The sequence below is a fragment of the Streptomyces alfalfae genome (assembly GCF_004127445.1).
Taxonomy (GTDB): Bacteria; Actinomycetota; Actinomycetes; order Streptomycetales; family Streptomycetaceae; genus Streptomyces; species Streptomyces alfalfae.
On sequence record NZ_QEXM01000015.1, the window covers coordinates 216,840 to 236,393 of the forward strand.

At 74.7% G+C, this 19,554-nt stretch carries 18 protein-coding genes, 1 tRNA gene and 1 pseudogene; 13 read left to right on the top strand and 7 right to left on the bottom strand.

From position 1 onward, the window contains the following. Position 1: 1 nt before the first annotated feature. Complete coding sequence (locus DCW30_RS06025; protein ID WP_076686058.1) at positions 2-559, top strand: hypothetical protein; 558 nt, start codon at positions 2-4, stop codon at positions 557-559. Positions 560-572: 13 nt separating this feature from the next. On the opposite strand, the gene DCW30_RS06030 is transcribed toward DCW30_RS06025, so the two are convergent. Together DCW30_RS06030 and DCW30_RS06035 are read right to left on the bottom strand one after the other, a co-directional pair. Continuing rightward, on the bottom strand, positions 573-1,433 hold the full coding sequence (locus tag DCW30_RS06030; RefSeq protein WP_076686055.1) for a spermidine synthase: 861 nt from the start codon (positions 1,431-1,433) through the stop codon (positions 573-575). 67 nt (positions 1,434-1,500) lie between these two features. Further along, positions 1,501-1,995: a hypothetical protein gene (locus DCW30_RS06035; RefSeq protein ID WP_062779174.1), complete on the bottom strand. Its 495-nt coding sequence runs from the start codon at positions 1,993-1,995 to the stop codon at positions 1,501-1,503. A gap of 304 nt (positions 1,996-2,299) precedes the next feature. Between DCW30_RS06035 and DCW30_RS06040 the strand changes: the two genes are divergently transcribed. Continuing rightward, entirely contained in the window at positions 2,300-3,838 is a 1,539-nt protein-coding gene (locus DCW30_RS06040) for an NsdA family TPR-like regulatory protein (protein WP_076686053.1), read from the top strand. Positions 3,839-3,870: 32 nt separating this feature from the next. Here DCW30_RS06040 and DCW30_RS06045 read toward each other — a convergent pair whose 3' ends face one another. Next, positions 3,871-4,464 (bottom strand): histidine phosphatase family protein, encoded by a 594-nt coding sequence (locus DCW30_RS06045; protein WP_076686051.1) that lies wholly within the window; start codon positions 4,462-4,464, stop codon positions 3,871-3,873. A 276-nt stretch (positions 4,465-4,740) separates the two neighbouring features. Here DCW30_RS06045 and DCW30_RS06050 point away from each other — a divergent pair, with 276 nt between their 5' ends. The 7 genes from DCW30_RS06050 (at position 4,741) to DCW30_RS06080 (ending at position 11,327) form a co-directional block, all read left to right on the top strand. Then, positions 4,741-5,694, top strand: a complete 954-nt coding sequence (locus DCW30_RS06050) for a phosphatase PAP2 family protein (RefSeq protein WP_076689287.1) — start codon at positions 4,741-4,743, stop codon at positions 5,692-5,694. Continuing rightward, entirely contained in the window at positions 5,645-6,775 is a 1,131-nt protein-coding gene (locus DCW30_RS06055; protein ID WP_076686050.1) for a hypothetical protein, read from the top strand. The genes DCW30_RS06050 and DCW30_RS06055 overlap by 50 nt, the downstream gene beginning before the upstream one ends. Positions 6,776-6,899: 124 nt before the next feature. Beyond that, positions 6,900-8,486, top strand: a complete 1,587-nt coding sequence (locus DCW30_RS06060) for a hypothetical protein (protein WP_076686048.1) — start codon at positions 6,900-6,902, stop codon at positions 8,484-8,486. An 82-nt stretch (positions 8,487-8,568) separates the two neighbouring features. Further along, positions 8,569-9,930 carry an AAA domain-containing protein gene (locus DCW30_RS06065; protein WP_076686045.1) on the top strand — a complete coding sequence of 454 codons (1,362 nt, stop codon included), beginning with the start codon at positions 8,569-8,571 and terminating at the stop codon, positions 9,928-9,930. Between the two features lie 121 nt (positions 9,931-10,051). Continuing rightward, positions 10,052-10,405, top strand: coding sequence for a hypothetical protein (locus tag DCW30_RS06070; RefSeq protein WP_076686043.1), 354 nt, complete (start codon positions 10,052-10,054; stop codon positions 10,403-10,405). A gap of 195 nt (positions 10,406-10,600) precedes the next feature. Continuing rightward, positions 10,601-11,263 carry a bifunctional DNA primase/polymerase gene (locus tag DCW30_RS06075; protein ID WP_076686040.1) on the top strand — a complete coding sequence of 221 codons (663 nt, stop codon included), beginning with the start codon at positions 10,601-10,603 and terminating at the stop codon, positions 11,261-11,263. After that, positions 11,254-11,327, top strand: a tRNA-Lys gene (locus DCW30_RS06080). The genes DCW30_RS06075 and DCW30_RS06080 overlap by 10 nt, the downstream gene beginning before the upstream one ends. 88 nt (positions 11,328-11,415) lie before the next feature. Here the strand turns inward: DCW30_RS06080 and DCW30_RS06085 are convergent. Beyond that, positions 11,416-12,711 (bottom strand): M6 family metalloprotease domain-containing protein, encoded by a 1,296-nt coding sequence (locus DCW30_RS06085; protein ID WP_076686039.1) that lies wholly within the window; start codon positions 12,709-12,711, stop codon positions 11,416-11,418. Between the two features lie 355 nt (positions 12,712-13,066). Here DCW30_RS06085 and DCW30_RS06090 point away from each other — a divergent pair, with 355 nt between their 5' ends. Next, positions 13,067-14,917, top strand: a complete 1,851-nt coding sequence (locus DCW30_RS06090) for a putative bifunctional diguanylate cyclase/phosphodiesterase (protein ID WP_103557474.1) — start codon at positions 13,067-13,069, stop codon at positions 14,915-14,917. Here the strand turns inward: DCW30_RS06090 and DCW30_RS06095 are convergent. Beyond that, the gene (locus tag DCW30_RS06095) at positions 14,883-15,977 is read right to left on the bottom strand and encodes an LLM class flavin-dependent oxidoreductase (protein ID WP_076686037.1); all 1,095 of its coding nucleotides are present in this window, start codon (positions 15,975-15,977) and stop codon (positions 14,883-14,885) included. The two genes, DCW30_RS06090 and DCW30_RS06095, sit on opposite strands and share 35 nt — an antisense overlap. A 123-nt stretch (positions 15,978-16,100) precedes the next feature. Here DCW30_RS06095 and DCW30_RS06100 point away from each other — a divergent pair. Continuing rightward, positions 16,101-16,337: pseudogene (locus tag DCW30_RS06100) on the top strand (hypothetical protein); the annotation flags it as partial. Positions 16,338-16,498: 161 nt separating this feature from the next. Then, the gene (locus DCW30_RS06105; RefSeq protein ID WP_062779189.1) at positions 16,499-16,690 is read left to right on the top strand and encodes a hypothetical protein; all 192 of its coding nucleotides are present in this window, start codon (positions 16,499-16,501) and stop codon (positions 16,688-16,690) included. A gap of 4 nt (positions 16,691-16,694) precedes the next feature. Here DCW30_RS06105 and DCW30_RS06110 read toward each other — a convergent pair whose 3' ends face one another. Together DCW30_RS06110 and DCW30_RS06115 are read right to left on the bottom strand one after the other, a co-directional pair. After that, on the bottom strand, positions 16,695-17,426 hold the full coding sequence (locus DCW30_RS06110; RefSeq protein WP_076686035.1) for a maleate cis-trans isomerase family protein: 732 nt from the start codon (positions 17,424-17,426) through the stop codon (positions 16,695-16,697). Continuing rightward, positions 17,423-18,238, bottom strand: a complete 816-nt coding sequence (locus DCW30_RS06115) for a maleate cis-trans isomerase family protein (protein ID WP_076686033.1) — start codon at positions 18,236-18,238, stop codon at positions 17,423-17,425. Before DCW30_RS06115 ends, DCW30_RS06110 begins: the two co-directional genes overlap by 4 nt. A gap of 291 nt (positions 18,239-18,529) precedes the next feature. Here DCW30_RS06115 and DCW30_RS06120 point away from each other — a divergent pair, with 291 nt between their 5' ends. Next, a complete protein-coding gene (locus DCW30_RS06120) occupies positions 18,530-19,510 on the top strand; it encodes a D-2-hydroxyacid dehydrogenase (RefSeq protein ID WP_076686031.1) in 981 nt (326 codons plus the stop codon). Positions 19,511-19,554 lie beyond the last annotated feature (44 nt).

Genomic DNA, 19,554 nt, shown 5'->3' on the forward strand with positions numbered 1-19,554 from the left:
GATGCGCAGAGGACTCGTACACACCGTCGCGTGGTCGCTCGCCACCGGCGCGGCGGTCACGCTCTCCTGGTGGGGCGTCCACACGGTGCTCGCGGGGACCGTCTACGACCCGCCCCGCGCCCTGCCGTTGGCGGACGGCGGCGGGACGGAGCCGCTGTCCTCCTCGACGCACCGCGCCGACCCCCGTCCCGTCGACGAGCCGGACGAGGCGGGGAGACCGGACGGGGCCGGGCGAGCGGAGAAGACCGCAGGGCCGCCCGCTCCGTCGAAGACCCGCGCGAAGGCCGCCGCCGCGCCGCGCCCCACCCGTACCGGCGAGGGCTCGGGCGGTGGCACGGGCTCCGTGCGGAGTTACGGCACCGACGGCGGCCGGGTCGTCCTCGACCTCGGCGAGGAGTCCGCGACGCTGGTCTCGGCGACCCCGGCGGCGGGCTGGTCGGTGCGGACGTGGACGCAGCAGAAGTGGCTCCGCGTGGACTTCACTGACGGCGCGGCCACGGTCTCGGTGTTCTGCACCTGGCACGACTCCGCGCCGCGCGTGGAGACCGTCGGGCCCTGACGGCGGCCGTGGCTCAGCGGAAGACCGAGGGTGGCGGCGCGGGCGAGGCGACCGCGCGGGCGTCCGTCACGGCGGCCGCTCCCCCGCTGAAGTCCCGTAGCGCGCGCCCGTGTTCGACCCGGGCCGGGTGCGGATCGCTCGCGCTGCGCCGGGTCAGCTCCGCCACGGGCAGCGCCTGGTCCCCGGCGAGCAGCACGGCGTTGCCGAACCGCTTGCCGCGCAGCACGGTGGGGTCGGCGACGAGCGCGAGTTCGGAGAAGAGCGCGGCGGCGGTGGCGAGCTGGCCGCGCAGATGTGTCAGGGGCGGCCCGTCGGCGAGGTTGGCGGCGTAGAACCCGCCGGGGCGCAGCACCCTGCGCACGTCGGTGAGGAATTCCGTGCTGGTGAGGTGCGCGGGGGTGCGGGCGCCGCTGAAGACGTCGGCGATGACGAGGTCCGCCCAGCCGTCGGGGATCTTCGCGAGGCCTTCGCGGGCGTCGGCGCCGCGCACCCGTATGCGGGCTCCCTGGTCGAGCGGCAGCTCGCGGCGGACGAGCGCGATGAGGGCGGTGTCGCGCTCGACGACCTGCTGGGTGGAGCGGGGGCGGGTCGCCGCTATGTAGCGGGCGAGGGTGAAGGCGCCACCGCCCAGGTGCAGGGCCTGTATCGGTTTGCCGGGGGGCGCGACGAGGTCCGCGACGTGGCCGAGCCTGCGCTGGTACTCGAAGTCGAGGTGCGCGGGGTCGTCGAGGTCCACGTGGGACTGCGGGGCGCCGTCCACGAGCAGCGTCCACGCGCGCGGCCTGTCCCGGTCCGGCAGCAGCTCGGCGAGCCCTCCGTCCACTTGCTCGACGACCGCGTCGGACTCTTCGCGTGACCGCCTGTTCCTTGCCATCGGACCATTATCGGCGCCCGGGGCCGCGCGGGCCCGGCGAGGGGGCGAGGCCGCCCGGGGGCCGGTGTCAGCGGCAGTTGTCGGCGGCCTCGATCGTGCGGGCCGCCTGGCCGAGCGCGGCGCGCAGCACGGCGGGGTCCGTGACGGGGTCGGTCTCCTCGCCCGGCGGCAGGAGCCAGCCGGTGCCCGCGACCGGCGGCTCGGGGACGGCGGGCCCGGGGTCGGGCTCCGCGCCCGGGGCCGTGCCGCGGCCGAAGGTCTGCGTGCAGGCACTGCCGGGCAGGTCCCAGCCGTCGGCCGTACCGGGCGGGACCAGGAAGCCGAGGGTGTCGCAGCCGCCGTCGTGCAGGACGGGGCCGATGGTGTCGCCCGCCCCGCGGCGCAGGATGTCCACCGCTTCGAGTCCTTGCCGCGCCGGGACGGTGACCAGGTCGCAGCACGCGTCGTCGCACACGGCCCCGCCCGGTGGCGGAGCGCTGCCGTCGTGCGTGGGCCGGTGCCGGGCCGTCGTCAGTGACGCCGGCGCCGCGCCGCTCTCCGTACGGGAGTCGCTGTTCTCCATGCCGATCTCCAACAAGGGGACCCTCCTCGCGAGTGCGGGAGCTGTGCGGTCTCCCTCTCCACATGGTTCAACGCCGGCCGGCGTCAACAGGCACTGCGGCACGCCGCCGCAAAGGATGGCAGTTCATGGCAGATCGTGGGTGAGATGACCGGTTTGTAGGCGAACTCCGCGTGTCGGCGCCCGCACAGCCGGTACGTTCGTGCTCCGCCGGAACAGGGGCGCCCCGCGAGATCCCGCGTGCGGGTGTGACCGCTGTGCGCGAGCAGGTGCGCGGTCCGGCACGACCGCACGAGAGGGTCCGGCCATGGCGACCTCACCGATGGCATCGTCAACTCAGTCCCGGCGTCCGAACCTTGTCTTCCGGCGGCTGCGCGGGCAGCGCTCGCCCGGTGAGTTCGCGGCGGCGGTGCGACGGGCCGCCCGTGAGATCGGCGAGCGCGTGAGTTGCGACGCGCGCTACATCGGGCGGGTGGAAGCCGGTGAGATCCGCTGCCCCAACTACGCCTACGAGCGCGTGTTCCTGCACATGTTCCCGGGCCGGAGCCTGACCGACCTGGGGTTCGCGCCCCGCTCGCTGGTGCGCGGCAGAGGCGCGCGCCCCGGCCCCGGCGCGCCCCCGCCGCCGCCCTCCGCCGGCTCCTCCCCCGAGCCCACGCCGACCCGCACCAGGAGCCACCCGAGCACCACCGGCACCACACGACCGAACCTCACGAACCACCCGCACACCCCGATCCACTTGTACGAGTCCCATCCGTCCGGGTCCGACCCCAGCGCCTGCGATCCGTACGCGATCCAGACTCCAGAGGAGAGCGACGTGCGACGTCGCGCATTCATGACCGGCTCGACGGCCGCCGTGGCCGCCGCGTCCCTCGGCTCCGCCGGGCTCGTCCTCGGCGGATCGGCCGAGGCCTCCGTCCGGCGCGGCCACCGGGCGGGGGACGCCGAGGCGAGCGCGGTCGAGGACGCCGTGCGCCGCATCCGGCTGCTCGACGACCGGCACGGCGCCGACGGCCTGTACCGCAGGGCCGCCGCGCCGCTGCGGACCGCCTACGCCCTGCTCGACGCGGGCGCCGCCCGGCAGTCCACGGCCGACCGGCTGCACGCGGGCGCGGGCGAGCTCGCCATCTCGGTGGGATGGCTGGCGCACGACTCGGGCCGCTTCGACGACGCCCGTTCGTACTACTCCGAGGCCCTCGCGACCGCCCGCGTCGCCGACGACGCCGCCCTGGAGGCGCACGCCTTCTGCAACACCGCCTTCCTCGCCCGTGACACGGGACGGCCCCGCGAGGCGGTCAGGGCGGCCCAGGCGGCCACCCGCGCCGCCCGGCGGCTCGGCTCCCCGCGGCTGCTGTCGCTCCTCGCGCTGCGCGAGGCCGGGGGCTGGGCGGGGCTCGGCGACCGCGCGGGCTGCGAGCACTCGCTGACCCGCGCGCACGCCCTCTTCGACCGCGGCGCCTCGCCCGAGGACCCGGAGTGGATGAGCTTCTACGGCGAGGCCGAGCTGAACGGCCTCGAAGCGCAGTGCTGGTCGGCTCTCGGCGACTGGTCGCGGGCCGCCACGCACGCGCGGCGCGCCGCGGTCACCGCGGCGTCCGAGACCCCGCAGTTCACCAGGAACATCGCGCTGTACACCGCCGAGCTGGCCGACGACCTGGCGCGCGCCGGGCGGCCGGACGAGGCGGCGACGGCGGGGCTGCGGGCGCTGTCGTTCCTCGACGAGGTGCAGTCCTCGCGCGTGCAGTCGATGCTCGCCACGACGGCACGGGTGCTGCTGCCGCACCGCAGGGCCTCGGGGGTCGGCGGCTTCCTGGAACGGCACGCCGCGCTGCCGCGGGCCGTGTAGGAGGTCCGTTCCGCGCGGAGTGCCGTCCGCCGCTACGCCAGGTGGCCCGTCTCGTTCCACGATTCGATGGCGGGCTCTCCGTAGGCCCAGCCGAGGACCGAGAGCGACGTGGGGTTGAGGCGGATGCGGGACGCGAACGCGATGTCCTCGCCGAGCCAGCGCGCGCCGATGACCCGCAGGATGTGGCCGTGCGCGAAGACCAGGACGTCGCGGTCGGCGCTCCTGGCCCACTCGACCACCTCGTCCGCGCGCGCGGAGACCTGGGCCAGCGTCTCGCCCCTCGGGACGCCGTCGCGCCAGATGAACCAGCCGGGGCGGACGGCCTGGATGTCGGCCGGGGTCATGCCGTCGTAGGAGCCGTAGTCGAACTCCATGAGCGCGTCCCAGGTGCGGGCGCGGTCCCCGAAGCCGGCGATCTCGCAGGTCTCCCGCGCCCGGGACAGCGGGCTGGTGCGCACCTCGACGTCGGGCAGGCCGTCGTAGGGGGCCCGGTGCAGCCGCTCGCCCAGGAGCTTCGCGCCCCGGCGGCCCTCGTCGAGGAGCGGGACGTCCGTCCTGCCGGTGTGCTTCCCGGACAGCGACCATTCCGTCTGTCCGTGCCGGGCCAGCAGGATGCGCGGTGCCATGGGGGCTCTCCAACTCGTACGCGGCCTCGGGCGCGAACTCCGAGGGACTTTTACAGCTTTTTACGGACAGGTGGGCGCCCGTTCTCTCCATCATCACCCACCCGTGCCAGGACCCACGCCCGGGTCGGCAACCCGGCGGGCGATCTCTGCGTCTTGGACGAGCGGGGGACGCCGCGGCGTCCCCCGCGCAGCCCGTAAGGTGATGCGGCGCCCAACGCCGGGTGACCCGAACGGCGAGCGCCGAGTGAACAGAGATGATGGGGGACCGACCGGATGCTGCCGAAGACCGAGGCGCCAGGCACGGGCGGCCCGTCCGGACAGCGGTTGCGCTGGTGGACGGAGCTGCCGCTGATCGTGCTGGTGTACGCCGCGTACTCGGCGGGACGGCTGGTCGTCCGAGGTGATGTCGCCGCCGCCGTCGACCACGGCATCGGCATCCTGGAGGCGGAGCAGTTCCTGCGGCTGAACGCCGAGAGCCCGCTGAACCGTCTCTTCACCTCGCAGGCGTGGATCGGCGTCCCCGCCGACTTCTGGTACGCCTCCCTGCACTACCTGGTGACGCCGGCCGTCCTCGTCTGGCTCTTCCGCAGCCGCGCGGTCCACTATCGTGCCGCACGCGCGTGGCTGATGATCTCCACGATGATCGGCCTCGTCGGCTTCACGCTCCTGCCGACGTGCCCGCCCCGGCTGCTGGACGCGAGCCACGGCTTCGTCGACACCATGGCGCAGTACAGCGGCTACGGCTGGTGGGGCGGCGAGGCGAGCGCGCCGCGCGGGCTCGGCGGCATGACCAACCAGTACGCGGCGATGCCCAGCCTGCACGTGGGGTGGGCGCTGTGGTGCGGCGTGATGCTGTGGCGGCACGGCCGCACACCGCTGGCGCGGGTCGCCGGCGTGGCCTACCCGCTGATCACCACGATCGTCGTGATGGGCACCGCCAACCACTACTTCCTCGACGCGGTCGCGGGCGCCGCCGTGATGGGCGTCGGACTGCTCCTGGTGCGGCCCGTGCGGCGGCTCAGCGACCCTGTGATGGCCACGTTGCGGGCGCGCTTCATCCGCTCCGACGGCGTCCCGTCCGCCACCGAGTCCTCGATTGTCGGTGCCGGGTGCCAGACTTCGGTGGGTGAGCGACTTCCCCGACAGCGCAAGCAGAGCGTCGACCTCGGCGCCGAGCCGAGTGCCGGCCCCGCCGAGGCGGAGGACGGCGCTCCGGCAGCGGCTCGCTGAGCTGCGCGGCCCCGACGTCCCCGCACGGCCCCTGGACGCCAGGGCACTCGCCGCGCTGGCGGCCAACCCCGGGTGCAGCAGGCGCTCGCTGCTCGACGGCGCGGGCGTGGACAAGACGGTCCTCGCCCAGTCGCTCGGCGCGCCCTCCGGCTTCGGGCAGTCCCAGTTCGCGTTCATGCGCGGCAATGCCTTCGAGGCGCGGGTCAAGGCCGACGGCGGCGCGGAGCTGCTCCGGCTGACGCACCGGTTCCTGGGCGGCGGGCCCGAGCCCGTGCCGGGCGGGAGCGCCGTCCCCGACCTGGCCGCGGCGGGCCCCGAGGGCCGCGCCGCGCGCACGGCGCTCGCCCTGCGGGAGGCCACGGCGTCCGACGGCTGGACGCTCCTCGACCACCCCATGCTGGCCCTCGACGTGGCCGGGACGCCCGCCTTCCTGGAGCCGGACGCGGTCGTCGTCCACCCCGACGGGGGCTGGACGGTCGTGGAGATCAAGTCCTTCCCGATGATCGACGGCTCGGCGGACGCGGCGAAGGTGGGCGCGGCGGCCCGCCAGTCCGCGGTGTACGCGCTGGCTCTCGAACAGGTGGCCGCGCGGATCGAACCGGCGCCGGAGATCCACCACCACGTCCTTCTCGTCTGCCCCAAGGACTTCTCCAACCTGCCCACGGCATCCGCGATCGACGTCCGCAAGCAGCTCTCGGTGACCCGGCGCCAGCTCGCCCGCCTCACGCGCGTCGAGGACATCGCGGCGGAGCTGCCCGAGGGCACGACGTTCGACGTGCGCCGCCCCGCCGCCGAGCTGACCGCGGCGGTCGAGGCGGTCCCCGCGGCGTATGCCCCCGAGTGCCTGTCCGCGTGCGAGCTGGCCTTCCACTGCCGGGCGCGGGCCCGTGAGCAGGGCGAGGTGACGGCGCTCGGCCGCTCCATCCGGGGCGAGCTCGGCGGCCTGACCTCCATCGACGACGTCCTGTCGGCGGCCTCCGGCGCCACGGGCGACCCGGACGACCCGGCGGTGGCGACCCTGCGCAGAGCGGCGGAACTGCGGGCCGAGGCCCTGGCCGGAGAGGCGGCGGCATGTCACTGACCCACGGGTACGCCCAGCCCCGAACGGCCCCCGACGCGGCATGTGCCCCGGGCAGCCCGGCGGCCACCGCGCCCTGCCGAACGCCCGGACCACGCGCCGAGGCCCTGGCCGGAGAGGCGGCGGCATGTCACTGATCGACGGTCTGGCCCGGCTCGAAGCGGTTTCCACGGGGCGGGCGCAGCCGCGGGCCACCGCGCGTCACCGGCATCTGTCCCAGCGCCCCCTCGTCCTCGTGCCGCTCACCACCGCCGGCGAGGCGGGCGCGCCGCTCGGCGCCCTCGTGGGCACCGAGCGGACCTCGCCGCGGCTCCTCGTCGTGCCCCAGCCGCGCGACCGCGACCTGCGCTTCGCGTTCCTGTCGGAGCTCGCCGAGATCGTCCTGCCGTACGTCGACTCGTTCGCCGGGGACGTCGAGGCGGCCGAGCGCAGCGAGACGGACCCCGAGACCAGCAAGCGCGTCAAGGTCGAGGTCGAGCTCTGCGCGGACGCCCCGCAGCTCATCGTCCCGAGCCGGGCGGGCATCGAGTTCGTGCGGCTGCTCGGCCGCTCCATGCGCTTTCGCCGCACCGCCGAGCAGGACCCCGACGCGCCCTATCCGGCGCCGCCCCGCGTCCCCCTCCTCGGCCGCTGGCTGACGCACTTCGGGGAGCGGGCCCGCGTCCCCGGCTCGTCGCTGCTGCTCGCCATGACCGAGCTGCTCTCCCGGCACTGGGCCACCGGCCAGTCCAGCCTGGAGGACCAGCACCTGGGCGCCCTGCTCGCCTGGATCGAGGCCCCGGAGGGCACGTCGGGCGCCGAGGCCGCCTTCCGCGCGGAGCTGGCGCGGGACGAGGCCGGCCAGCTGCTGTGCCCGCCCGCGGGCCCGGCCACGGACCCGGCGTTCGACAACACCCTGCTCGCCCCGGCCATGGAGCGCTATGACCGCGCCCGCAGCGCCCTGGCCGCCGCCGAGGACGGCGTCGCGGCGGACGTCGGGCTCGCCGCGCTCACGGCGGCGGAGCAGGAGATCCACGCCCTGATCGACAGCAGGACCCGCCCCACCTGGGACGCCGTGTGGCGCGGCCTCGACGCCCTGTGCACGCTCCCCGTGGCGGCGCACGACGCCGACCGGTGGACGCGCGACCGCTGGTCGTTCACGGGCCACCGGGACCGGGTCGTCGCGGGCGAGCCGCCGCAGCCGCGCGTCGACGACGCGGTCACCGCGGCGAACAAACTGGCCACGCGCGAGCGCGAGCAGTCCCGCCTCGAAGCCCAGGAGGCGCTCGACGACCCCCTGGTGATGGCGGGCCGCCGGCTCGCGGGCGAGGCCTTCGCGGGCGAGGTGACGGAGGTCGTCATGGCGTACAGCGAGGCCAAGAGCCCACGGCCGCGCCCGCTGGTCACCGTGCGCACCGACGACCGCCCGCACCTCGGCGAGCGCACGAAGGTGTACCGCGCGCTGGGCGGCAAGCCGCAGACCGCCGAGTTCGTGGCGTACGAGGGTGAGGGCGTCGTCGTGCTGCGTCTGACCGACAAGATGGGCCGCGGCAAGGAGCCCGACCCCGGCTCGGTGCCCGAGAAGGGCGACCGGATCTGCTGGACGCTCTTCGAGCACGAGCAGCGCGGCGGCCCCAAGCTGCCGGACCCCGAGGAGACCCCGTGGACCCACGGCGGCCCGCCGGCGGAGACCGCGGAGCGCCCCGATCCGGTGACCGCGGAGGACACCCTGTGACGTACGCGGCCCATGACGTGCGCGGCGACGGACGTGACCCACGCGGAGAAGACCCTGTGACGCACGCGGAGGAGACCCAGTGATGCAGCTCGCCCCGCCCGCGGGCGGCGCCTTCGATCCCGGCGCCGAGGCCGCGCGCGCCACGGAGGCGATCCTCCACGACACGCTGCACGGCACGCACCGCGGTGTCGTGGTCGACTCGCCGCCGGGCGCGGGAAAGTCGACGCTGGTGGTCCGCGCGGCCCGGGAACTGGCCGCCGCCGGCCGCCCGCTGATGGTGATCGCCCAGACGAACGCGCAGGTGGACGACCTCGTCCTGCGGCTCGCCGAGAAGGACCCGAAGCTGCCGGTGGGCCGTCTGCACAGCAGCGACCCCGACCCGTACGACAAGGCGCTCGACGACCTGCCGAACGTCCGCAAGTCGACCAAGGCCGGTGATCTCGCGGGGCTCGACGTCGTCATCTCCACGGCCGCGAAGTGGGCGCACGTCAAGGTCGACCAGCTCGACGCGCCGTGGGGGCACGCGATCGTCGACGAGGCGTACCAGATGCGGTCGGACGCGCTGCTCGCCGTGGCGGGGCTCTTCGAGAGGGCGCTGTTCGTGGGCGACCCGGGGCAGCTCGACCCGTTCTCGATCGTGGGCGCCGAGCAGTGGGCCGGCCTGGCGTACGACCCTTCGGCGTCCGCCGTGACGACGCTGCTCGCCCACAACCCCGAGCTGCCGCAGCACCGCCTCCCGGTCTCCTGGCGGCTGCCCGCGTCGGCGGCGCCGCTGGTCTCGGGCGCGTTCTATCCGTACACGCCCTTCCGCAGCGGCACGGACCACGGCGACCGCGCGCTGCGCTTCGCGGTGGCGTCGGACGGTTCGGCCGCGGACCGGGTGATCGACGAGGCGGCCGAGGCGGGCTGGGGCCTGCTCGAACTGCCCGCGCGGAACACCCCGCGCACGGACCCCGAGGCCGTCGGCGCGCTGGCCCGAGTGGTGCGGCGGCTCCTCGACCGGGGCGGCGCGGCCACGTCGGAGCGCGGCCCGGGGCCCGCCCCGCTCACGGCCGACCGCATCGCCGTCGGCACGGCCCACCGCGACCAGGCGGCGGCGGTCCGGGCGGCCCTCGCGGACCTCGGCGTCCGGGACGTCACGGTCGACACGGCGAACCGGCTCCAGGGCCGGGAGTACGACGTGACGGTCGTCCTGCATCCGCTCTCCGGCCGCCCCGACGCCACGGCGTTCCACCTGGAGACGGGCCGCCTGTGCGTCCTGACCTCCCGCCACCGCCATGCCTGCATCGTGGTCTGCCGCGCGGGCGTGGACACCCTCCTGGACGACCACCCCTCGACGGAACCGGTCCAGCTCGGCGTCACGGTGAAGTTCCCTGACGGCTGGGAGGCGAACCACGCGGTGCTCGCGCGGCTCGCGGAGCACCGCGTGCGGTGGTCCGGGTGAGGCGCGTGGGCCGGGTGAGGCGCGGCGGGGCGGGCCCCGTGGCCCACTTGTGCGGCAGGGGACAATGGGAGATGGCCTGAACGCCGCACGGACGGCGCGCACCGTACGAGGAGGATCCACCATGGCGGAGCCCGAGCGGCCCCGGACCGAACAGCGCATGCGCCCCGCGCCCCTGCTCTTCGAGCCCGCGGAGGCGGTGGCCGACACCGAGCACTTCTTCGACCTGGAGTCGATCGAGGACCCCCGGCGGCTGCTCGACCGCGCGACGGAGCTGACCCACGCGTTCCGCGCCGCGACGGACCGGTCCGTGGAGTTCCAGGCCATGGCGGCGGCCCAGCTCGCCGATCCCCGCCGCTTCGACCGGATGACGACCGCGCTGATCGCGGAGCGGGCGCAGTGGACGGAGGACTACGCCAAGAAGATGGTGGAGTTCGGCCGCGACCTGCTGCGCGGGGACGCCGAGAAGCAGGCCTAGCCACAGCCCCTACGGCCCCGCGGCGCGCCCCGCGCCCGGCCCGCAGCGCCGTGCGGCGCCCCGCAGCGCCGCGCCCCGTAGCGAACATATGTCCGGCATATGTCGCGAGGGCAAGGTACCGCACCGCGTCCGCCGCTGTCCCCGGTTCCGGCAACTCTGTGAAACGGGACGCTCACCAGGAGTAGACGTACCGGCATGAGCGCCCGCACCCCCTCACCCACGCACACCGCCCCCTCCCCCCTCGGCCCCGCCCACGACGCGGCCTGTGACGTCACCGCGGAGGGCGCCGCCTGGCTGGCCTCCGCCGAGACGTATCCGCGCAGCGCGCTCGCCCACTGGCGGGCCAGGCCCGACGCCCCCGCCGTCCTGCCGTGCGGCTCCGCCTTCGACGTCGTCAGCGTCCCCGCCGTCTTCGGCCGGCGCATGCTGGACCGCTTATGGGACGAGGGGCCGGGCTCGGGGCCGGTGGCCGTGCACCGCGGCCGGACGCTGCTGTTCGCCGCGCCCCGCACCGCCCAGCGCCTGCCCTCGCTCCTCGGCTGGGAGGAGTGGGGCGCCCGCGTCCCTTCCGTGCTCTGCCACGGCACGGGCGACGCGATCACCGTGCCCCCGCTCACGGCCCCCGCCGACGCCGCGCCCGACCACCCGGAAACCCGCTGGCTGGTGGCCCCCGGCACCCGTCACCCGTGGCTGCCGGGCCCCGAGGTGCTGCTCTGGGCCTGCGTGCGCGCGGCTCGCGGAGCGGGCACGGCGGTCCATGTCGGCGCGGTCCGGGCGACGCCTCCGGCGGCGCGCATATCGATTTTTCCCGGCGGCGACCATGATGCTAAGGTCTACGACGTCAGCAGGCGCCGCTAGCTCAGTTGGTTAGAGCAGCTGACTCTTAATCAGCGGGTCCGGGGTTCGAGTCCCTGGCGGCGCACAGACAGTGGGAAGCCCCTCGCGCAAGCGGGGGGCTTCTCGCATGCCCGGGACCGGGCCGACCCGCCCGCCTCCCGGCGGCCGTCGCCTCACTCCCCCGCCTCACTCCCCGCCGACACCTTCACCGTCCAGGCGCCCGCGGCCGTCCGCGCCTCCACCTCCACGCGCACGTCCTCCCCGGGCACCGAGAAGCTCTCCCCCGTGCGCACCGGGGCGTCCGCGAGCTGGGGGTAGACCGAGTCGCCCCAGCAGGACTTCGTCTCGGGGTGGGCGTCGACGACCTTGACGGGGCCGCTGCCGGAGGCCGTCTCGTTCCGCACCTCGTACACGAGCACGCCCTCCGTGCACGTCGCGTGGTCGTTGCCCGTCCGGCTGCGGGCCTCAAGGGCCAGGGCCGAGCCCCGGCCGGTGCGGATCACCGCGAGCCGGGTGCCGCCGAGGGCGTCGCGCACCGGGTCGGCCGACAGGGGCTCCAGGGTCAGCCGCTCGACGCCCGAGGTGACGCAGTGCACCTGGTGGGGTTCGAGCCAGCCCAGCTTCCACTTGTGCCAGCCGAAGAGGTCCGGCGCCAGGCCGAACTGGCTGCCCATGACGTCCCAGTCCCCCACATGGGTGTCCCAGTCGCCCTCGCCGTCGGTCGGGCGGTGGTAGAGGTCGGGCAGGTCGAAGACGTGGCCGGTCTCGTGGGCCAGGACGTTCCGGTCCGGCGGGTGGCGTTCGAAGACGGTGACGATGCGCCGGATGTCGACGCCGTCGGCCCGCATCGGCCGGTCGAAGTTCACGACCTTCGTGGCGTCGGAGTCGACGCCGGGCGCGTCCGGGTCGGCGACGAAGTAGACGACGTCGAAGCGGGAGAAGTCCACGTGCGGATCGGCGGCGGCCAGCGCGTCGCGCAGATAGACGGCCCTGCGCTGGGCGTCCCAGTCACGCCGTATGGCGTACTCCGTGGAGGTCCGCGGCATCTCCACCCACTCGCGCCCCGGATGCGGGCGCAGCCTGAACTTGCCGTACGAGGCCTGTTCGAAGAACTGGCTGGTGGCGGGGAAGTGGTCGGCGGTCAGCTCCCGCGGCGTCGTCAGCGGCGGCGAGTCGGGGAAGGAGAGGAAGACCATGACCGCGTCCAGGGTCCTGGCCGGGCGCGGATAGCCGCTGTTCCAGGTGTCGAGCCCCTCGGAGTGGTGGGCGGCGGTGCGGCGCAGGGCGCAGGGGCCCGCGACGGGCTCGGCGATCGCGGGCCCCGCGACCAGTGAGGTGGCGGCCAGGGCGGTCAGCGAGGTGAGGATCGCGGTGGTGCTGCGCAACCGGGGATTTCCCCCTCCACGAGTGAGTCCCCAAGAGGGGAGCTGACGCGGCACGTCGACCTCCGGGTGCGGAATGCGGGACACCCCACCCACCTTGTGGCGTTTTTATGCTCAACGCCCTGTTTGCCTGGCCCTTCCGGGTGACCGTCGGACAGAGGGCGACACCCCGAGCGCTCACAGAACGTCACAAGTGATCGGCCGACGGAGAATCCGGGCCACGACCGAGCAGAAACGATCTGTCACGGAGAGCGGAACGCGCTCGGGGCGGCGGAACCGCTGGCTGGCGTCTCCGGTCGGCCTCTATGATCGGCACACTTTCCTGCGCGGGCCCGTCCCCCACATGGGCCCCGTCGACCGAATGACGCCCGACGAGACCTGTTCGAGAACGACTGCACTGCGGGAGCAAGCGGTGAACGGAACGTCCGAAGGGCCCGCCCCCATGACCGCCACACCGTCCGCCGGGTGCGCCCACGCCGTGACGGAACGTGGCGAACCGGAGCGCGCCGACTACCGCGGCGCCTTCGCGCACGCCCCTCTCCCCCTCGCCGTGGTCGACGGCGAGGGGCTCGTGGTCGACGCCAACCAGGCCTTCGCCGCCCTCGTCGGCGCACCCCCCGACGAGCTGGCCGGGCGCGTCGCCGCCGACCTGGTCGACCTCGCGTCCGACGCCCGCACCTGGCACACGTACCGCGAGGTGCTGCGCGGCCGGCAGGCCGACCTGCGCTGCACCCGGCGTCTGAAACACCCCGACGGGCACTCCCTCTGGGCGCGGATCACGGTCTCGCCGATGCCGGGGTCCGCCGACCGGGGCGGCGGCGGGACCGTGCTGCTCGCCGCCGCCGACATCAGCGCGCGCCGCGAGCTCCAGGCCAGGCTGCGCCATGTGCAGATGCACGACCCGGTGACCCGGCTGCCCAACCGCAACCTGTTCTTCGAACGCCTCGCCGCCGCGCTCGAAGCGGGCGCGTACGACGATTCGAGCACCGGCCGGGTGGGCCTGTGCTACCTGGACCTCGACGGGTTCAAGGCGGTCAACGACACCCTCGGCCACCGGATCGGCGACCGGCTGCTCGCCGCCGTCGCGGAGCGGCTCACGCGCTGCGCCGACCTGGCCGGTCACGGCAGGACCGCGCCGCCGCTGGTGGCGCGGCTCGGCGGGGACGAGTTCGCGCTGCTCGTGGAGGAGTCCACGGGCACCGAGGAGCTCGCGGGCCTCGCCGAGGCGACGCTGGAGGCGCTGCGGGAGCCGTTCGACCTGTCGGGGCAGCGGCTCTCCGTCTCGGCGTCCATCGGCGTGGTGGAGCGGCGGGCCTCCGGCACCACCGCCACGGGGCTGATGCAGGCCGCCGACACCACGCTGTACTGGGCGAAGACGGACGGCAAGGACCGCTGGACGCTCTTCGACCCCGAGCGCAACGCCCACCGGATGACCCGCCAGACGCTCTCCAGCTCACTCAGGCCCGCCGTCGACCGGGGCGAGTTCGTCCTGGACTACCAGCCGCTGGTGGGCTTCGACGACGAGGACGTGCGCGGAGTCGAGGCGCTGGTGCGGTGGCAGCACCCGCAGTTCGGTCTTCTGACGCCGAATCGGTTCATCAGCCTCGCCGAGGAGGACGGGTCGATCGTGCAGCTCGGGTGCTGGGTGCTGCGCACGGCCTGCCGTCAGGCGCGCCGCTGGCAGCTCGCCCATCCCGAGCGCGAGCCGGTCTTCGTCAGCGTCAACGTGGCGGTGCGTCAGGTGTGGGACTCCGACCTCGTCGCGGACGTCGCCGGCATCCTCGCCGAGACCGGGCTCCCGCCGCGGCTGCTGCAACTGGAGCTGACCGAGTCCGCCGTCATGGGCTCGACGGGCCGTCCGCTCCAGGCCCTGAAGGCGCTCAGCGAGATGGGCGTGCGCATCGCCATCGACGACTTCGGCACGGGCTACTCGAACCTGGCGTACCTGAGCAGGCTGCCCGTCTCCGCCCTCAAGCTGGACGGCTCCTTCGTACGGGGCTTCCAGTACGAGGAGGGGGAGACGCAGGGCAACCCCGCCGACGCGGTCATCGTCGAGGCGATGGTGCAGTTGGCCCACCGCCTGGGCCTGACGGTGACCGCCGAGTGCGTGGAGACGGCGGCGCAGGCGACGCGGCTGCGGCGCATCGGCTGCGACACCGGCCAGGGCTGGCTCTACTCCCGGCCGGTCGCGGCGGATCGTATCTCCGTGCTGCTCGGCGAGGTGAACCCCGGCCCTGAGAGCCCAAAAGAGCCCGGGGTCAGGCCTTCGGCAGGCCGTACGCGTCCGCGATGAGGTCGTACGAGCGCAGTCGGGCCTCGCCGCTGTGGGCGTTGCCCGTGATCATCAGCTCGTCGGCGCCGGTGCGCTTGGCGAGGTCGTCGAGGCCGGTGCGGACCTGGTCGGCGGTGCCGTGGATGACGTTGGCGTTCCAGCTCTCCACGAAGTCGCGCTCCATCTCGCTGAACGCGTACGCCTCCGCCTCCTCCGGGGTGGGGACGAGGCCGGGGCGGCCCGTGCGCAGGCGGACCATGTTCAGGGCGGCGGCGAGGACCTGGCGGCGGGCCTCGTTCTCGTCGTCGGTCGCGAGCGCGGAGACGCCGATGAGGGCGTACGGGGCGTCGAGGACCGCGGAGGGCTTGAACGACTCGCGGTAGAGGTCGAGCGCCGGGATCGTGTTCTGCGCGGAGAAGTGGTGCGCGAAGGCGAACGGCAGGCCGAGGACGCCGGCGAGGCGGGCGCTGAACCCGGAGGAGCCGAGCAGCCACAGCGGCGGCCGGTGCGGGGACTGGACGCCGCCGGGCGAGGTCGCCTGGACGGGGCCCGGCACCGCGTGGATGCGGCGGTAGGGGTGGCCGTCGGGGAAGTCGTCGTCGAGGAAGCGCGTCAGCTCGGCGAGCTGCTGCGGGAACTCGTCGGCGCCTTCGTTCAGCCGCTCCGAGCGGCGCAGGGCGGCGGCCGTGGCGCCGTCGGTGCCGGGGGCGCGGCCGAGCCCGAGGTCGACGCGGCCCGGGGCCATGGCCTCCAGGGTGCCGAACTGCTCGGCGATGACGAGCGGGGCGTGGTTGGGCAGCATGACGCCGCCGGAGCCGAGCCGGATGCGGTCGGTGTGGGCGGCGAGGTGGGCGAGGATCACCGCGGGGGACGAGGAGGCGACGCCGGGCATGGAGTGGTGCTCGGCGACCCAGTAGCGGTGGTAGCCGCGGGCCTCGGTCAGCTTGGCGATCTCGACGCTGGTGCGGAGCGCGTCGGTGGCGGTGCGGCCCGCGCCGACGGTGACGAGGTCCAGGACGGACAGGGGGACGGGCGCGGTGCCGTGCCGCTCGCCGCGGATGCCTTCGTCGGTCGGGTCCACTGTCACTGGGGGCCTCCTGCACTGCGTGCGAGCTCGGGTGTTCGGGGTACGGGTGGGCCAACAGGAGGCTCACTCCGTTTATTCCCCTCCCGCGCGGCGCGTCTCCTCGCTACCGTGACCGCCATGGCTGATCCGCTGAAGACCCTGGTCGACGGAGTAGAGGTCGAGGTGCCCAACACCATCCCGGACATCCGCGCCGCCCTGCCCGAGGGGCGGCGCGCGGAGTTCGACCGGGCCATCAACGCGGCGGGTGTCGACGAGATCCACGCCGTGATGCGGCACTGGATGCTGGAGGCGGTGCCCGACCCCGACGCCGAGGCGCGCCTCGCCCGGCTGGCCTCCGACGAGGCGGAGCGGCGCGGCGCCGAGGGCCCGGAGGAGCGGGACGCCGCCGAAAGCGCCGCGGGCACGGAGGGGCGGGGCGCCGAGGGGCCCGAGGGGCGGGGGTCCCGTTGAGCCCTCGCCACCGCCGCGTCCACCGCGTCACCTACGCGCCGCCCGCCGACGACACCCTCACCAAGATGGGCGACGCCGAGGCGTTCCGCGCCGCGCTCGTGCGGACCCTGGGCCGCGACCCGTACGGCTACGGCTCCACGCCCGTACGGGACGACCCCGACCGCAGGGAGGCCACGGTCAGGGGCGCCATCGTCCTCTACTACGTCTCCGCCTCGGTCCACACGCTGACCGTGGTGCGGCTGATCCTCAGCCCGTGACCGGTCAGGCCTGCACCGGCGGCTCCTTCGTGAACAGGGCGCCGAGCGCCGGGGCGTTGACCCGTCGCCCGGCGAGCCGCAGGGCCTCCCAGACCGTGACCTGGTTCGCGGTCAGCACCGGCTTGCCGAGGGCCGCCTCCAGCTCGCGGACGTGGGCCGCCGTGTGCAGCGCGGTGTCCGGCAGCAGCACCGCCGCGGCGTCCGGGTGGTCGCCCGCGCGGGCCAGCGCCATGACCTCCTCGCGGCCCCAGGCGCCGACCTCCGCGGCGGTGATGACGCCGCTGCCCCGCACCGAGACGACCTCCGTGCCCGCGGACTCCAGGAACGCCGAGAAGTGCGCGGCCACGTCCTCCGGGTACGTGGCCGCGACCGCGACGCGGGCCGCGCCCAGCTCCCGCACGGCGTGGGCGAAGGCGAACGACGTCGACGAGGCCGGCAGGCCCGCCGCGAGCGCCAGGTCCCGCACCTGCTCGTGGGCGCCGTCCCAGCCGAAGACGAAGCTGCCGCTGGTGCACGCCCAGACCACCGCCTCCGCGCCGGTGAGCCGCAGCTCCTCCACGCCCGCGGCGAGCCGCGCGGCCGAGCCCATCTCCAGGAGCGCGTCGACGCGGTGGGCGTCCTCGCCGATGTCCGTGTGGACGACCTGCAGCCGGACGTCGCTGCCGAGCGTCTGCTCCATGCGCGGGTAGTCGTCCTCGGCCGAGTGCCCCGGGTAGAGAAATCCGAGTGCCGTCACGTCCAGCCTCCTCCTTCTGCGGGTGGAACTTCGGGCAGGCCCCGCGGCGGCGGGGCCAGCGGCCTCGCGCCCGGCCGCGCCCCCGGGTCGATGAGCGCCTGGTAGGGACCTACCGCACGCGTACCCAGCCGGCGCAGGGCGGACCACATCGTCACCTGGTTCGCCGAGATCACCGGCACCCGCAGCTCCGCCTCCAGCTGCGGGATGACGTCGTACGTGGGGAGGTTCGTGCAGCTGATGAAGAGGGCGTCGGCGTTGTCCCGCACCGCCTGACGCGCCATCTCGGCCACGTCCCGGTAGGAGACCTTCCAGATGTGCCGGGTCAGACCGAGGTAGGCGCGGGCCGTGACCGAGACGCCGGACTCGGCCAGGTACTCCTCGAGGACCTCGGTCACCGACCAGGTGTAGGGCGTGACCAGGGCGACGCGCCGCGCGCCCAGCTCGCCGAGCGCCTCGATGAGCGCGCCCGACGTGGTCACGGAGGCGACCGCGCCCTCGCAGGTCATGGCCGCGCACATCGCGCGCTCGCCCGCGATGCCGCCGACGAAACTGCCCGACGTGCAGGCGTACGCGAGCACCTCGGGTTCCGCCGCGCTCAGCGCGCGGACCGCGTCAGCGAGCGTCTCGTGCTCGCTCACCAGGCGTGCCAGGTCGAGGCTGACCTCGACCGGCACGTACGGGGTCCGGGTCAGATGGAGGGAGACCTCGTCCGGGACCCAGCGCCAGAGTTCGCGGTCGAGGACGAAGTCGAAAGGGGCTACGACGCCCACACCGCGCTGTGGGTGCGGGCCACCGAGGAAAGAGACGTCCATGAGCAGGCCCCAAGTTCTCACGTGGTGTCAGGGACCGGCCGAGGGCCGGGAGGAGCGGGGAGCCGGCGACGCGCCGGGACGTCGGGACGGGGAACTCCGCACGGCCGGCCGCACGGACGGAGGGTGCGGGCGCGGGCACGGAGAGTACTCGGTTCCCGGAGTGCCGTTGCGCCAGTGCCTCTGTTGACGAAGGTAGGTTCGGGTGCCAGCGTGGTCAATCCGCACATCTCAGACGGCTGAGCCGTACCTCTCCAGGGAAGCGGCGCCCCTTTGCGAAACGGTTTCCCCTCGATGTCCGAACCGTCATCCTCCTCCCGGCCGGAGACGACCCTCCTGGTCCTCGGCGCCACGCCTCCCACCCCGCCGCCCCGCCTCGGCGCCCTCACGGGACGGGCCCGCGTGCTGCACGCGGACGAGACCACCCTGGCGGCCCGACTGCCGCTCGCGGACGCCCTGTTGGTGTGGGACTTCGCCTCGGACGCGGTGCGCCGCGCCTGGCCGGGCGAGGGCCCGAGGCCGCGCTGGGTGCATACCGCGAGCGCCGGCGTCGACCACCTCATGTGTCCTGAACTCGCCGCGTCGGACACGGTGGTGACGAACGCCCGCGGCGTCTTCGACCAGCCGATCGCGGAGTACGTCGCCGCGCTCGTCCTCGCCATGGCCAAGGACCTGCCGCGCACTCTCGGACTCCAGCGGGAGCGCTCCTGGCGCCACCGCGAGAGCGGCCGGGTCGCGGGCACGCGCGCGTGCGTGGTGGGCTCGGGGCCCATCGGCCGGGCCGTCGCCGGGACGCTGAAGGCGCTCGGGATCACCGTCGCGCTGGTGGGCCGCGCCGCGCGCCCCGGCGTGCACGGGGCCGCCGAGCTCGACCGGCTGCTCACCCGCGCCGACTGGGTGGTCTGCGCGGCCCCGCTCACCGACGAGACGCGCGGCATGTTCGACGCGCGGCGCTTCGGCCTCATGCAGCCGTCGGCCCGCTTCGTCAACATCGGGCGCGGCCCGCTCGTCGTCGAGGCCGACCTGGTGGCCGCCCTGTCGAAGCGGTGGATCGCGGGCGCGGCCCTGGACGTCTTCGAGCACGAGCCGCTGCCCGCCGACAGCCCCCTGTGGACCACACCCGGGCTGATCGTCTCCCCGCACATGAGCGGGGACACGGTCGGCTGGCGCGATGAGCTGGGCGCCCAGTTCATGGAGCTGTACGAGGACTGGGCGGCGGGAAGGCCGCTGCGGAACGTGGTCGACAAGGAACGCGGGTACGTCCCGGGGCACTGAACGCGACGCCCCCGGCCGCCCGGCACCGCCCGACTCATCGCTGA

What these genes read in the sequence shown, in the direction of transcription:
- DCW30_RS06025 (WP_076686058.1), top strand. Translation starts at nt 2, where the DNA reads ATGCGCAGAGGACTCGTACACACCGTCGCGTGGTCGCTCGCCACCGGC.
- DCW30_RS06030 (WP_076686055.1), bottom strand. Translation starts at nt 1,433, where the DNA reads ATGGCAAGGAACAGGCGGTCACGCGAAGAGTCCGACGCGGTCGTCGAG.
- DCW30_RS06035 (WP_062779174.1), bottom strand. Translation starts at nt 1,995, where the DNA reads ATGGAGAACAGCGACTCCCGTACGGAGAGCGGCGCGGCGCCGGCGTCA.
- DCW30_RS06040 (WP_076686053.1), top strand. Translation starts at nt 2,300, where the DNA reads ATGGCGACCTCACCGATGGCATCGTCAACTCAGTCCCGGCGTCCGAAC.
- DCW30_RS06045 (WP_076686051.1), bottom strand. Translation starts at nt 4,464, where the DNA reads ATGGCACCGCGCATCCTGCTGGCCCGGCACGGACAGACGGAATGGTCG.
- DCW30_RS06060 (WP_076686048.1), top strand. Translation starts at nt 6,900, where the DNA reads ATGTCACTGATCGACGGTCTGGCCCGGCTCGAAGCGGTTTCCACGGGG.
- DCW30_RS06065 (WP_076686045.1), top strand. Translation starts at nt 8,569, where the DNA reads ATGCAGCTCGCCCCGCCCGCGGGCGGCGCCTTCGATCCCGGCGCCGAG.
- DCW30_RS06070 (WP_076686043.1), top strand. Translation starts at nt 10,052, where the DNA reads ATGGCGGAGCCCGAGCGGCCCCGGACCGAACAGCGCATGCGCCCCGCG.
- DCW30_RS06075 (WP_076686040.1), top strand. Translation starts at nt 10,601, where the DNA reads ATGAGCGCCCGCACCCCCTCACCCACGCACACCGCCCCCTCCCCCCTC.
- DCW30_RS06090 (WP_103557474.1), top strand. Translation starts at nt 13,067, where the DNA reads ATGACCGCCACACCGTCCGCCGGGTGCGCCCACGCCGTGACGGAACGT.
- DCW30_RS06105 (WP_062779189.1), top strand. Translation starts at nt 16,499, where the DNA reads ATGGGCGACGCCGAGGCGTTCCGCGCCGCGCTCGTGCGGACCCTGGGC.
- DCW30_RS06115 (WP_076686033.1), bottom strand. Translation starts at nt 18,238, where the DNA reads ATGGACGTCTCTTTCCTCGGTGGCCCGCACCCACAGCGCGGTGTGGGC.
- DCW30_RS06120 (WP_076686031.1), top strand. Translation starts at nt 18,530, where the DNA reads ATGTCCGAACCGTCATCCTCCTCCCGGCCGGAGACGACCCTCCTGGTC.